Source organism: Streptomyces sp. NPDC001002 (assembly GCF_053599215.1).
In genome coordinates this window covers 1-12,171 of record NZ_JBSFLV010000219.1, presented here as the reverse complement: position 1 = coordinate 12,171, position 12,171 = coordinate 1, and the positions used below count along the sequence as shown (strand labels likewise).

The window sequence follows — 12,171 nt, the reverse complement described above, 5'->3', positions numbered from 1 at the left end:
TGGTGTTCAGTCGTGTGATATTCAGATCTGACCGGGCCCGCGCGAGCGGAGCAACCCGATGAAGGCGGCGGCGATCACCGCGCCGGGCCGGGTCGAACTCGTCGAGCGTGAACGCCCGCACGCGCACCGCGACCTCGTGGTCGTCAAGATCCTCATCGCGCCCATGTGCACCGAGTTCAAGGACCGTCGGGCGGGAAACCTCGGCGATGTACTGGGCCACGAGGCGGCCGGGATCGTCGAGGACGCCGGCACGTCCACCCGGGTGCGGGCGGGCGACCGGGTGGTGGTCATGCCGCAGAACGGATGCGGCACCTGCTCGCTGTGCACGGCCGGCGAACACATCCACTGCCGGAGCGGCCGGGTCGTACTCGCCGAGAGCGGCAACGGCTACGGCACCGCGACCTACGCCGAGTACGTCCTCAAGCCGGACTGGCTGCTGCTCCCGATACCGGACGACATCCCGCTGCACCGAGCCGCGCTCACCGTGTGCGGACTGGGGCCCGGGTTCACCGCGCACACCAGGATGAACACCGGCGCGTCGGACACCGTCCTCGTCTCCGGCTGCGGACCGGTGGGTCTGGGCGCGATCGTCCATGCGAGGGTGCGTGGGGCGCGGGTGCTGGCGCTGGAGACCCAGGAGTACCGAAAGAAGCTGGCTGCGGACCTCGGTGCCGTCGAGGTCCTCGACCCGCGCGCCCTCGACCCGGGCGAGTTGGCCGAGGTGGACGCCGCCGTCGAGACCAGCGGAGCCCCGGGAGCCGCGAGCCTCGCGGCTCGCGCACTGCGCCCGCGTGGCCGCCTGTCCATCGTGGCCTGGGGAGGCGAGGTCGTACTGCCGCCGCTCGTACCGATCGGAGCCGACGTCTTCGGGTGCTGGCACTGGAACCACCAGCGCTACGCCGACCAGATGTGGACGACCGTCCGCACCGCGGCCGACGCGCTGGACACTGTGATCACCGCGCGGTTCCCGCTCGACGAGGTGTCCGCCGCGATGGATCTCCAGGACACCGGGGAGTGCGGCAAGGTGTTCCTGCTCCCGCACGGAGCGGAGGGCCTGCGATGAGCTCGATCGTCATCCTCGCCGGTGAGGGCGAGTACGAGTCCCACCGCACCATGAAGACCTACGCCGACGACCTGCGGGCCGAACTGCCCGACGCGAAGCTCCACTTCCTGGTCCCGGACGTGCTCGACGACTATCCGGAGTTCCCCGCCTCAACGTTCGGCGACCTCGGCGTGCTGGCCGACGCCGACCTGCTGGTGATCTACACCCGCTTCCGCGTCCTGCCGGACGAGCAGATGGCCCAACTGACGGACTACGTACGGCGCGGCGGGAATGTACTGGGCCTGCGCACCTCCACGCACGCCTTCCACTACCCCGACGACTCACCCTGGGCGCCATGGAACGAGGGCTTCGGCCGGGACGTGCTCGGCTCGCCCTGGGTGAGCCATCACGGCCACTCCTCGCGCACCACGGTCACCCGCGTACCCGGCGAACACCCGGTCCTCGCCGGTCTTCCGGACCGGTTCACCTCCCGGTCCTGGCTGTACCGCGTACGCACCCAGCCGGACTGCCGACCGCTGCTCCACGGCGAGCCGATCGCTCCGGAGGACGCACCGACCGCCGGCGCGGTCGCCTGGGTACGGGAGCGCCCGAAGGGCCGGGTCTTCTACACCAGCCTCGGGCACCCGGACGACTTCGCGCTGGAGGCGTTCCGCCGTCTTCTCATCAACGCCACGCGCTGGTGCCTGGGTTGAGGGGAGGAGCCCACAAGTGGAACTGGCGTACACCGAATACGGCGTGGGCGAACCCCTGGTCCTGATCATGGGGTTGGGCGCGCCGGGCACCGCGTGGGAGCCGCACACCGCTGCCTGGTCACGGAGGTTCCGGTGCCTGGCCGCCGACAACCGGGGCGCGGGTGACTCACCGGCCCCGCCAGGGCCGTACACCACCGCCGCGATGGCCGACGACTACGCGGACCTCATCAAGGGGCTGGGCCTGGGGCCGGTGCGGGTCGCCGGGATCTCCATGGGCGGGGCGATCGCCCAGGAACTGGCGCTGCGCCACCCGGAGTTGGTGTCGCGGCTGGTGCTGGTGGCGAGTTGGGCCCGCTGCGATCCGCACACCGCGGAGATCTTCCGTACGCTCCCGCTGATCTGGGACCGCCCGGAAGCCGCGACCGCGCTGCTGCAATGGCTGATCTGGACGCCGGGATGGTTCGCGGAGCACCAGCACGAGCTGCTGGCCGAGCGGACCGCGCCCGACCGGATGTCCTGCTCCGCGTTCGGTGCTCAAGCGGCCGCCTGCGTGAGCCACGACGCGCTGGACAGGCTCGGCGGCCTCCGGGTACCGACCCTGGTGACCGCAGGGGACGCGGACGTGTTCGTCCCGCCCCGGCTGTCCCGCGAGATCGCCGAAGCCGTCCCCGGCGCGACCCTGGAGATCTTCTCCGGTGCCGGACACACCCATCACTGGGAACAACTGGACCGCTTCAACACGATCGTCGAGGAATGGCTTCTGGGAGAGGAACGGCCGCTGTGACCGACATCCGCTTCGCCTGCCAGACCTACAGCTGGCAGATGACCGTCGACACCTACCGGGGCCGGCTGGACCACATGATCTCGGTGAGCGCGAAGGCCGGGTTCGCCGGCTTCGAACCCGAGGTGGTGATGCTCGGCGACGACTGGACCGCGTCCGGCCTGCGGTCGCAACTGGCCGACCACGGCGTGCAGTTGGCAGCGCTCTGTCTGGTCGAGGAGTGGAGCGGACCCCGCGAGACGGCGGAGGAAGCCGCGGGGGCGGACAAGGTGATCGAGACGGTCGCCGGGATCGACGGCGCGGTCATCAACCTGTGTCAGTTCCCGGGATCGGACCGGGCTCAACTGCGCGCCCGTCAGGACAACTTGCTGTCCTGCGTGGACGCGGTCTCCGCAAGGGCCGAAGCCGCGGGCGTGCACTGCACCTTCCATCCCAACTCCCCCGCCGGGTCGGTGTTCCGCATGGAGGCCGACTACGCGTATCTGTTGGCGAATCTGCCGGAGCGGATCGGATTCACTCCCGACCTGGGGCACCTCGCCAAGGGCGGTATGGATCCGCTGGAGATCGTGCGCCGGTACCGGGGCCGCGTCGACCACGTGCACGTCAAGGACATGCACACGGACGGGTCCTGGGCCCGGACCGGCGAGGGGATCATCGACATCCCGGCGGTCGCGAGGTTCCTGGCGGACACGGACTTCACGGGCTGGATCGTGCTGGAGGACGAGTCGCCCGAGGCCGAGGCGGACCCCGACCGGGCCGTGGCCCGCAACGGGGCGTACGTGCGGCACGTACTGGAAGCGGTGATCAGGTGACCTCCGCTCCACCGGAAGGACGCGCATGAGCGACGTGCGAAAGGCGCCCATGGTCGACTTGCCCATCGCGGTGAACACCTTCGTGTGGCACTCGCCGCTGACTGACGACCTGCTCGCCGGCACCCTGCCGAGGATCGCCGGCTGGGGGTTCGACGCCGTCGAGCTGCCGCTGGAGAACGTCGGCGACTGGGATCCCGCCCGGACCTCGGCGCTGCTGTCGGAGCTGCGGCTGCGCTGTGTGGTGGGTGCGGTGTTCGGGCCCGGCCGTGAGCTGGCGGCGGCCGACACGGCGACGGTCGACGCGACCAAGCGTTACGTCCGCGCCGCGGTGGACGCGGCGGCGGGGGTCGGCGCGGCGATGGTCATCGGCCCGATGTACACGTCGGTGGGCCGCACATGGCGGATGTCCCCGCAGGAGCGCGCGGCGACCCTGCGGGAGCTGCGCGACAGCCTCGCCGAGTGCGCCGAGTACGCGGGGCGGCAGGGCATCGCGCTGGCCGTGGAACCGCTCAACCGCTACGAGACGAGCCTGCTCAACACGGCGGCACAGGTGCGCGAGTTGATCGCGGATCTGCCCGGCAATGTGGGGCTCAACCTGGACACTTACCACATGAACATCGAGGAGCGAGATCTGCGCGCGGCCTTCCGCGCGGCCGGCGACCGGCTGCTGCACCTACAGGTCTGCGGGAACGACCGGGGCACGCCGGGCCACGATCTGCAGGACTGGCCGCTGATCCGGGAGTGCCTCACCGAGATCGACTACCGGGGCATGCTCGGCATCGAGTCGTTCACCGCGGACAACGCCTCGATCGCCACCGCCGCCTCCATCTGGCGCCCGCTGGCGGAGTCCCAGGACGCGCTCGCGGTGGAGGGCCTGCGGTTCCTGCGTGAGTGGCAGGAGGGCCCGGTCATGACCACGCATGCTCCCGGGCGGGAGGGCCGGTCATGACCGCGCATGTCCTCGGGATCGACTTCGGCACCCTGTCCGCACGGGTGCTCGTGGTGAGCGCCGTCGACGGCGCCGAACTGGCCTGTGTGGAGCATCCGTACGGGAATGGCGTAATCGACCGCGCCCTGCCCGGGTCAGGCACTGAACTGCCACCCTTGTGGGCGTTGCAGGACCCGCGGGACTGGCTGGCGGTCCTGCGCGAGGCGGTGCCCGAGGCGGTCGCGCGGGCCGGGATCGATCCGGCGAGCGTGGCCGGGGTGGGGACCGACTTCACCGCCAGTACGCCGCTGCCCGTGCTCGCCGACGGAACGCCCCTGTGCGTCCTGGACGGATTCGCCGAACGCCCGCACGCCTGGCCGAAGTTGTGGAAGCACCACGCGGCCCAGGCACAGGCCGAGCGGATCACCGCCCTCGCGCACGAGACCCGGCAGCCGTGGCTGTCCAGGTACGGCGGCAGGATCTCCGCCGAGTGGCAGCTCGCGAAAGCGCTCCAGATCCTGGAAGAGGACCCCGAGGTGTGGGCGGCCACCGAACGGTGGATCGAGGCGGCGGACTGGATCGTGTGGCAGCTGACCGGACGGGAGAGCCGGAATCCGTGCACCGCCGGGTACAAGGGCCTTTACCAGGACGGGAGTTACCCGGACGAGGACTATCTCGCCGCGCTGGACCCGCGGTTCGCCGACGTGTACCGCACGCGCGTCGACCATCCGCTCACCGCGCTCGGCAGCAGCGCGGGCGGACTGAGCGCGCGGGCCGCCGCCTGGACCGGGCTGCCCGAGGGCACGCCCGTCGCGGTGGGCAACGTCGACGCGCACGTCACCGCGGCCGCGGCCCAGACCTACGGGAACGGCCAACTGCTCGCCATCATGGGCACGTCCACCTGCCACATGCTGAACTCCGACCTGCTGCGCGAGGTCCCCGGCGCCTGCGGGGTGGTCGACGGCGGCATCGTCGCCGGGTCCTTCGGCTACGAGGCCGGGCAGAGCGGGGTCGGCGACATCTTCGCCTGGTGGGTCGACAACGCCGTACCCGAGCGCTACCAGGAACCGGGCCGTGGCGTGCACGAGGTGCTCGGCGAGCTCGCCGCGCGGCAACGAGTGGGCGAGCACGGGCTGTTGGCCCTGGACTGGATGGGCGGCAACCGGTCGGTGCTGGTCGACCACGAACTGTCCGGAGCACTGCTCGGCATGACGCTGTCGACCACGGCCGTGGACATCTACCGGGCACTGCTGGAATCGACCGCGTTCGGCACCCGCGTGATCCTGGACGCCTTCGGCGCCGCGGGCCTGCCCGTGACGGAGTTCGTCGCCGCCGGAGGCCTGGTCAAGAACCCGCTGCTGATGCAGATCTACGCGGACGTGACAGGGCTGCCGATGAGCATCGTCGACTCCGCACAGGCGCCCGCGCTCGGAGCGGCCGTCCACGCCGCGGTGGCCGCCGGCATCCATCCCGAGGTGCGCACCGCGTCCGCCGCCATGAGCCGCCGTCACCATGCCGCCTACCTGCCGGTCCCGGAGCATCAGCGGGTCTACCAGCAGCTGTACGAGGAGTACGTGCGACTGCACGACCACTTCGGTCGCGGGGGCAACGACGTCCTGCACCGCCTGCACGCGTTGAAGACGAGGAGTCCTTGATGCTCGATGCCATCGCCGAAGTGCGCGAGGAACTGCACGCCCTGCACCGGACTCTCGTCGACAACGGCCTGGTCACCTGGACCTCCGGCAACGTCTCGGCCCGGGTCGCGCCGGACCTGATGCTCATCAAGCCGAGCGGTGTCCCGTACGACGAACTGCGGCCGGAGGACCTGGTGTTGTGCGACCTGACCGGCGTCGCCGTGACGGGCGCACTCCGCCCGTCCAGCGACGCCGCCTCGCACGGCTACGTCTACCGCGCCCTGCCCGAGGTGCGCGGAGTCGTCCACACCCACTCCACCTACGCGACCGCGTGGGCGGCCCACGGTGAACCCATCCCGTGCGTACTCACCGCCATGGCGGACGAGTTCGGCGGCGAGATCCCGGTCGGCCCGCTGGCGCCGATCGGCGACGACGCCATCGGCCGCGGCATCGTCGACACCCTGCGCGGCCACCGATCGCCGGCCGTCCTCATGCGCAATCACGGCGTCTTCGCCATCGGCGACAGCCCGCGGGCCGCGGTGAAGGCCGCCGTCATGTGCGAGGACGTGGCACGGACCGTGCATCTGTCCCGCCAACTCGGGGAGTCCGCGGCCCTCACGGCACAGACGGTGGACGCCCTGCACGACCGCTACCGGAACCACTACGGCCAAGGGGACGCCTGAGCGCGCTCCTATATTTCCTGGGTGCCTCCTACGCGCTCATCAGGGCGCAGACGAAGTTCTCCTCGATGGCCCGCATCCGCTTCAATTGCTCGGGCGCCTGAGCCTGGTTGATCTGCGAGGTGACGGAGAAGGTCAGGGACCGGCGCCCGTCCGGCGTGGCCGCGATCAGCTGGGTGTAACCGGGGAAGTTGCCGGTGTGCCCCAGCACGACACCGCACCGGGTGGCGTAGCGGAAGATGCCCAGACCGGCCATGTTGGCACCGGGACCGGCGGGCTCGGACGCACCGGCGATCCAACTCCGCTGCTGCGCCAGCACACTTGACCGCTCGTACAGCGCCCCTCCGGCATAGCCACGCACGAACCGGGTCATGTCGGCCGGCGTGGAGATGATCCCGCCGGATGCCCACACGCCGGACGCGCTGAGGACCTCGCTGACGTCCTCCACCGGCGAGGGCGGCGCCACGTCATAGCCGTGCAGGTAGGGCTCGGGCATCCGGTACCCCTGCGGCAGACTGGTGTCCCGCAGTCCCAACGGCCGGTAGACCAAGGTCCGCAGCAGCTTCTCGTACGGTGTCCCGGTCACCGCCTCCGCCATCAGGGCCACGGCGATGTTGTCGGAGTTGGAGTACACGTAGCGGCTTCCCGGCTTGAACCCCAGTGGCTGATCGGCCACGAAGTCGAGCAGCCGGCGGGAGTCGAAGTGGTGGCGGGGGTCGGCGGTGACGATCTTCAGGAACGCCTCGCTGCGCGAGAAGTCCGGCAGGCCGCTGGTGTGGTTCAGCAGTTGTCGCAGGGTGACCCGGTGCCAGGCCTTGGGCAGTTGCGGAAGCCGTCGCCCCAGGGTGTCGTCGAGGTGCAGCGCGTGCCGGTCGACGAGGCTGAGGGCGACCGCCGCGCTGAACGCCTTCGCGGTGCTGGCGATGCGCATGTGGTCGTCGGGCTGGGGCCGACGGTCCGTGGCGAGGTCGGCGACGCCGGCCCGTACGACGCGGGTCTCGCCGTCCTTCTGGAGAACGGCGATGAGGCCGGGCGGTCCGCCCGGGGACTCGACGAACTGTTCGGCCTGACGCTGGAGGTCGTCGCCGTGTGTCGCGGCGGTAGCGGTGGTGGCGGGGCCGAGTGCGGTCACGCAGGCGACGACGGCACAGGCGAGCATCCGGAGGGGCATGGGTTCTCCCGGGGACGGGGGGCGGGGCAGGCCCAGCCTTTCCTCCGGCCGCGGGAGTGACCTCCGGTGTTGCTGCATACGGCCGAACAGGTCACCCGTCGACGGGATATTCCTTCGTCACGTGGCCCTGTGGGTCGGCAACCAGATAGCCGGCTTCGTCGTATTCGCCAATCAGATACACCGAGATGCTTGCAGGGGTGTCGAAGACGTTGCTGGGCGTTCTCACACTCAGATAGGCGGACGTCGGCTTGTCGACGTTCAACTTCTTCTGCGCGAAGGCGAGCAGTCCGGGTACCGCGTCCCAGTTGTAGTTCTTCAGGCTCACCGGCTCCTGGTCGCTGGTCAGGTTGCCGCTGCTGATGCCCTTCTCCACTCCCCTGCCCGGCCGGTAGCTGTAGGTGTCGTAGTGCCTCTTGCTGTCAGGGACCATCGCCCACACCGATACGTAGTCGACGTAGACGGCCACATTGCCGAACATGTGTCTGCCCGTCTTGTCCTCGATGGCCTTCAGCGCGGTCCGGATGCTCTTGGGAGTGAGCATGCCTGTGGAGAAGGCCGACTTCCCGGTCGGTACCGGTGCCGGTGTCCCGGTGGCAGACCCGGAACCGAGCGACCCAGGTGTGGACGCCGACGTGGTCTTCCCCGTCGGCCCCGCCCCCGAGGACCCCGACCCCTCATCACGATCGCCCCCGAACTGTGTCACCCACGTCAGCCCACCGACCAGCACGACACCCGCCACGGCAGAGGCGATCACCGCACGACGCGAACCCGTGGAACGACCCGGCACAACCGTTTCGGCGGGCGGCGGAGGCAGGACCGGTAGCGCGTCCTGCGGAGGTGCCAGGGGGTACGAGGTGACCGGCTCCGGGACGGCCTCCGCGGCAGCGGCCAGCATCCGGTCGACGGTCGCCGCGTCGGGCCGCGCCGCGGGATCACGTACCAGAACCGCGGTCAGTACGGGCGTCAGGGCCCCGGCCTGCTTCGGCGGCGGCACGTCCTCGTGGAGTACGGCGGCCAGCGTGGCCAGCGTCGTGCCGCGGCGCAACGGGTGGTGGCCCTCGACGGCGACGTACAGCATCATCGCCAGCGACCAGAGGTCGGCCGCGGGGCCGCCCTCGTCGCCGGTGACGCGTTCCGGGGCCATGTAGTCGGGGGTGCCGATGATCGAACCGGTGGCCGTGAGCGCGGTGGACTCGCGGATCGCGGCGATTCCGAAGTCGGTGAGGACGGGCCGGCCGTCGGTGCGGAGGAGGACGTTGGCGGGCTTCACGTCACGGTGCTGGACGCCTGTCGCGTGCGCGGCGTTCAGGGCGTCGAGGACACCGCGGCCGAGGCGGGCTGCGTCGGCCGGGGCCATCGGGCCGCGGGCGAGGCGGTCGGCGAGCGAGCCGCCCTCGACCAGTTCCATGACGAGCCACGGGTAGGTGCCCTCGCCGCCGTCGACGATGTGGTGGATCGTCACGACGTTCGGATGCTGGACCCGGGCCAGGGCGCGTGCCTCGCGCAGCACTCGCTCGCGCAGCATCCGCGCCGAGGGCGGGTCGTACTCGGCGAGATCCGGGTCCGCGGGCCGGACCTCCTTGACCGCCACGCTCCGGTGCAGCAGCAGGTCGCGGGCGCGCCACACCGTGCCCATACCGCCGCCACCGAGCCGCGACTCCAGCTCGAAACGCCCGTCCACGACCCGTCTGCCGCTGTCCCCCTCGTTCATGGCGAGGAGCATAAAGGACGCCATGTCCGGCGGCGGACGGCACCCTTCCTCCTCAACTCGTCAGGCCCGCCGCGAGCGTGGCGCCCAGCTCCCAGCACGCCTCGACGTCGGACTTCTCCGGCGTCCCCGTCACGGTCACGGGCTGGGCGGCGCGCCGCCAGCCGAGGCCCGTCGTGATCGCGTCGATCGCCCGCACCGCCCCGGTGACGTCGCTCCCGCCGTGCACGTAGTAGCCGAAGGGGCGGCCCTGAGTGGCGTCCAGACACGGGTAGTAGATCTGGTCGAAGAAATGCTTGAGGGCGCCGGACATGTAGCCGATGTTCGCCGGCGTGCCCAGCAGGTACGCGTCGGCCGCCAGGACGTCGGAGGCGGTCGCCGACAGGGCCGGCCGGCGTACGACGTCGACGCCCTCGATCTCGGGCGCGGTCGCACCGGAGACGACGGCCTCCAGCATGGCCTGGCAGGTGGGCGAGGGCGTGTGATGCACGATCAGCAAGGTGGGCACATCTCGCACCCTAGAGGGCGTCCGCCGGAGCGGACGCCCTCCGGCGGCCGGCTCAGGAAGAGCCGCCCGGCACCTCACCCGTTCTGTCCACGACGCCAACTTCCATGAGCGCGGCGTCGGTTGTCCCGAGGTAGACGAGGCTGGACGGGTCGAAGACCCAGGCGTAGCCCTTCGCGGCGCCCTTGAAGGTGAGGCCGACGCCTTCCCGGCCCGCGGCGTCCTTGACGTGATCGACGACCCGCACGCCCGGGAGCTCGGCCGTGGCGCGGTAGAGCGCGGCACTGAGGTCGGGCAGCAGGGTGGCGTTGTCGATCATGGTGCCGAGATTCTCGACGACCACTTCCGTACGGCGGCTCGCCTTCACCTTCTCGGCGTCGCCGAAGAGCTTCCTCAGCAGCGCGTCGGGGTCGGTGGGCAGGGCCTGGAGCTGCCGGAAGGTCAGGTATCCGGTGCCGTACATCGTCATGACCTCCTGGTGGGCAGGGTCGGGTTCGCCCGTCGAGGACAGCCCCACGGACTTCCTCAGGCCGCTCCGTTTGCCGTCCACGGCATCCCATTGCTCCCGTCGGACGGTCCCCTCGTACTCCACCGGGGCGGACGTGAAGAGCCCCTTGGTGTCCTTCGAGGGCGTCGCGGGCCAGCCCAATTCGTCCGACGAGCCCTGTGACCTGGTGTAGATGTACTGGTCGTCGCGGACCGGGGCCGCGGTACGGGCGGCTGCCGCCAGGGCGATCCGGTCCAGCAATTGCGCGGCCGTCTCCTGGGGGTCGTCCGGGGTGACACCGGCGGCTCGTGGGCCGCGCTCGGCGTCCTGCGCGCTGTCGACCGCCACCACGCCCAGACCCACGACCGCGGCCAGGGCCAGCGGTGCCGTGACGAGGACGAGGCGCCGAGTTGGGCGTCGGCGGGCAGGAGGCGCGGCTGGTGTGTTCGTCGCGGCCGGCTGCTCGACAGCGGTCTCGACCCTGGCCTCTTGGGTGATCTGCTGCATCAGGTGTTCCCTCAGGACGCGGTGGCGGTCCTGCGTGAGCACCGGACGGCCCGGCGCGGGCAGCAACTCGGCCAGATCCTGGAGGTCGGCCGACCGGTCGCCTCGTCGCGGGTTGGTGTTCATCGCTTCTCCTGCGTGGACCGAGCCGCCTGATGGCAGCCACCCGTCAACTGTCCGACCACGTCCGGGCGTTGCACTCCGCTCGGCCTGCTGCAGCCTGCGCCGCTGCCACCGCCGTCGAGTTCGGCCTCGGTGAGCTTGCGCAGGCGTTTCCTCGCCCGCGAGAGGCGTCCCCGTACCGTGCCGACGGCCACGCCCAGGGCCTGGGCCGCCGTGGCGGCGTCGAGGCCCTCCCACACGCAGAGCGTGAACACCTCGCGTTCGCCTCGGCGCAGCTTCCCCAACGCCTTCTGCGCGGCGGCCAGTTCCTCGGTGTCGGCCAGGCGCTGGGTCACCTCGTCGGCGAAGTCCGGCACGGGGTCGGGAGGCGGGACCCTGCTGAGCGCCGCCTGATGTCTTCGCGCCGCCCGCGCCGTGTTGCGGGTGACGTTCGTGGCGATCCCCAGTAGATAAGGGCGCAGGCTGTCCTCCCCCGGAAGCACCCGCTCCCGCAGCCGCCACGCCTCCAGGAAGGTCAGCGACACGATGTCGTCGGCCATGACCCAGTTGCCGGTCATTCGGACGGCATGCCGGTGGACCACCGAGGCGTGCTCGTCAAAGAGGTGCCCGAACGCGTCCGGATCCCCGGCTCGCACGCGGGCCCGCAGTGAAGTCTCCACACCCCTCCCTGTCCGCCGCACGGACCGCGCTGCGGTGATCCGCGTCACACACTCACCCGGACCCACCGACGAGCACCGCCTATTCAGAAACGACACCGCTGAATGCGATGAAAAGAGGTTGTTGGACTTCAGAATCGTGCGCGAGCACAGTGAACCTCATGAACCACCTCGCGAATCCCGAGCGCTACGACGGCACCATGCAATACCGGCGGACCGGCCGCTCCGGCCTCGACCTCCCGCTGCTCTCCCTCGGTTACTGGCACAACTTCGGGGACGACCGCCCCTTCGAGAGGCAGCGCGAGATCGCCCTGCGCGCGTTCGACCTCGGGCACTGCGCCTCGTAACCGAGCAGGCGGCCCATGTCTCGACCCCGGCACCCATCGGCGTAAGGCCACGGCCACCACTGTTGTGCGTTCGCCGCAGC

12 protein-coding genes and 1 pseudogene are annotated in these 12,171 nt (G+C 70.7%); 8 read left to right on the top strand and 5 right to left on the bottom strand.

Annotated elements, in window-relative coordinates; all coding sequences use genetic code 11:
• The first annotated feature begins 58 nt into the window (after positions 1-58).
• Genes ACWDR3_RS45015 through ACWDR3_RS44985 form a run of 7 tightly spaced genes read left to right on the top strand, consistent with a single transcriptional unit; the run spans position 59 to position 6,593 of the window.
• Positions 59-1,063, top strand: coding sequence for a zinc-dependent alcohol dehydrogenase (locus tag ACWDR3_RS45015; RefSeq protein ID WP_450358497.1), 1,005 nt, complete (start codon positions 59-61; stop codon positions 1,061-1,063).
• A complete protein-coding gene (locus tag ACWDR3_RS45010) occupies positions 1,060-1,755 on the top strand; it encodes a ThuA domain-containing protein (protein ID WP_450358496.1) in 696 nt (231 codons plus the stop codon). The genes ACWDR3_RS45015 and ACWDR3_RS45010 overlap by 4 nt, the downstream gene beginning before the upstream one ends.
• A gap of 16 nt (positions 1,756-1,771) precedes the next feature.
• Positions 1,772-2,539, top strand: coding sequence for an alpha/beta hydrolase (locus ACWDR3_RS45005; RefSeq protein ID WP_450358495.1), 768 nt, complete (start codon positions 1,772-1,774; stop codon positions 2,537-2,539).
• Entirely contained in the window at positions 2,536-3,348 is an 813-nt protein-coding gene (locus ACWDR3_RS45000) for a sugar phosphate isomerase/epimerase family protein (protein WP_450358494.1), read from the top strand. The genes ACWDR3_RS45005 and ACWDR3_RS45000 overlap by 4 nt, the downstream gene beginning before the upstream one ends.
• Before the next feature lie 25 nt (positions 3,349-3,373).
• Positions 3,374-4,297, top strand: coding sequence for a sugar phosphate isomerase/epimerase family protein (locus ACWDR3_RS44995; RefSeq protein WP_450358493.1), 924 nt, complete (start codon positions 3,374-3,376; stop codon positions 4,295-4,297).
• Complete coding sequence (gene araB / locus ACWDR3_RS44990; protein ID WP_450358492.1) at positions 4,294-5,931, top strand: ribulokinase; 1,638 nt, start codon at positions 4,294-4,296, stop codon at positions 5,929-5,931. Before ACWDR3_RS44995 ends, araB begins: the two co-directional genes overlap by 4 nt.
• Positions 5,931-6,593, top strand: coding sequence for an L-ribulose-5-phosphate 4-epimerase (locus tag ACWDR3_RS44985; protein WP_450358491.1), 663 nt, complete (start codon positions 5,931-5,933; stop codon positions 6,591-6,593). The genes araB and ACWDR3_RS44985 overlap by 1 nt, the downstream gene beginning before the upstream one ends.
• 28 nt (positions 6,594-6,621) lie before the next feature.
• Here ACWDR3_RS44985 and ACWDR3_RS44980 read toward each other — a convergent pair whose 3' ends face one another.
• The 5 genes from ACWDR3_RS44980 to ACWDR3_RS44960 all read right to left on the bottom strand — a co-directional run bounded on the left by ACWDR3_RS44980 (position 6,622) and on the right by ACWDR3_RS44960 (position 11,747).
• A complete protein-coding gene (locus ACWDR3_RS44980) occupies positions 6,622-7,761 on the bottom strand; it encodes a serine hydrolase domain-containing protein (protein WP_450358490.1) in 1,140 nt (379 codons plus the stop codon).
• Between the two features lie 91 nt (positions 7,762-7,852).
• Positions 7,853-9,472 carry a serine/threonine-protein kinase gene (locus ACWDR3_RS44975; RefSeq protein WP_450358489.1) on the bottom strand — a complete coding sequence of 540 codons (1,620 nt, stop codon included), beginning with the start codon at positions 9,470-9,472 and terminating at the stop codon, positions 7,853-7,855.
• A 52-nt stretch (positions 9,473-9,524) separates the two neighbouring features.
• A complete protein-coding gene (locus tag ACWDR3_RS44970; RefSeq protein WP_450358488.1) occupies positions 9,525-9,977 on the bottom strand; it encodes a flavodoxin family protein in 453 nt (150 codons plus the stop codon).
• A gap of 52 nt (positions 9,978-10,029) precedes the next feature.
• Positions 10,030-11,091 carry a CU044_5270 family protein gene (locus ACWDR3_RS44965; RefSeq protein ID WP_450358487.1) on the bottom strand — a complete coding sequence of 354 codons (1,062 nt, stop codon included), beginning with the start codon at positions 11,089-11,091 and terminating at the stop codon, positions 10,030-10,032.
• Positions 11,088-11,747 (bottom strand): RNA polymerase sigma factor, encoded by a 660-nt coding sequence (locus ACWDR3_RS44960; protein ID WP_450358486.1) that lies wholly within the window; start codon positions 11,745-11,747, stop codon positions 11,088-11,090. The genes ACWDR3_RS44965 and ACWDR3_RS44960 overlap by 4 nt, the downstream gene beginning before the upstream one ends.
• 158 nt (positions 11,748-11,905) lie before the next feature.
• On the opposite strand from ACWDR3_RS44960, the pseudogene ACWDR3_RS44955 reads away from it, so the two are divergent.
• Positions 11,906-12,076, top strand: a pseudogene (locus tag ACWDR3_RS44955) (aldo/keto reductase); the annotation flags it as partial.
• Between the last annotated feature and the right edge of the window lie 95 nt (positions 12,077-12,171).

What these genes read in the sequence shown, in the direction of transcription:
- araB (WP_450358492.1), top strand. Translation starts at nt 4,294, where the DNA reads ATGACCGCGCATGTCCTCGGGATCGACTTCGGCACCCTGTCCGCACGG.
- ACWDR3_RS45015 (WP_450358497.1), top strand. Translation starts at nt 59, where the DNA reads ATGAAGGCGGCGGCGATCACCGCGCCGGGCCGGGTCGAACTCGTCGAG.
- ACWDR3_RS44995 (WP_450358493.1), top strand. Translation starts at nt 3,374, where the DNA reads ATGAGCGACGTGCGAAAGGCGCCCATGGTCGACTTGCCCATCGCGGTG.
- ACWDR3_RS45010 (WP_450358496.1), top strand. Translation starts at nt 1,060, where the DNA reads ATGAGCTCGATCGTCATCCTCGCCGGTGAGGGCGAGTACGAGTCCCAC.
- ACWDR3_RS44985 (WP_450358491.1), top strand. Translation starts at nt 5,931, where the DNA reads ATGCTCGATGCCATCGCCGAAGTGCGCGAGGAACTGCACGCCCTGCAC.
- ACWDR3_RS44980 (WP_450358490.1), bottom strand. Translation starts at nt 7,761, where the DNA reads ATGCCCCTCCGGATGCTCGCCTGTGCCGTCGTCGCCTGCGTGACCGCA.
- ACWDR3_RS44975 (WP_450358489.1), bottom strand. Translation starts at nt 9,472, where the DNA reads ATGAACGAGGGGGACAGCGGCAGACGGGTCGTGGACGGGCGTTTCGAG.
- ACWDR3_RS44965 (WP_450358487.1), bottom strand. Translation starts at nt 11,091, where the DNA reads ATGAACACCAACCCGCGACGAGGCGACCGGTCGGCCGACCTCCAGGAT.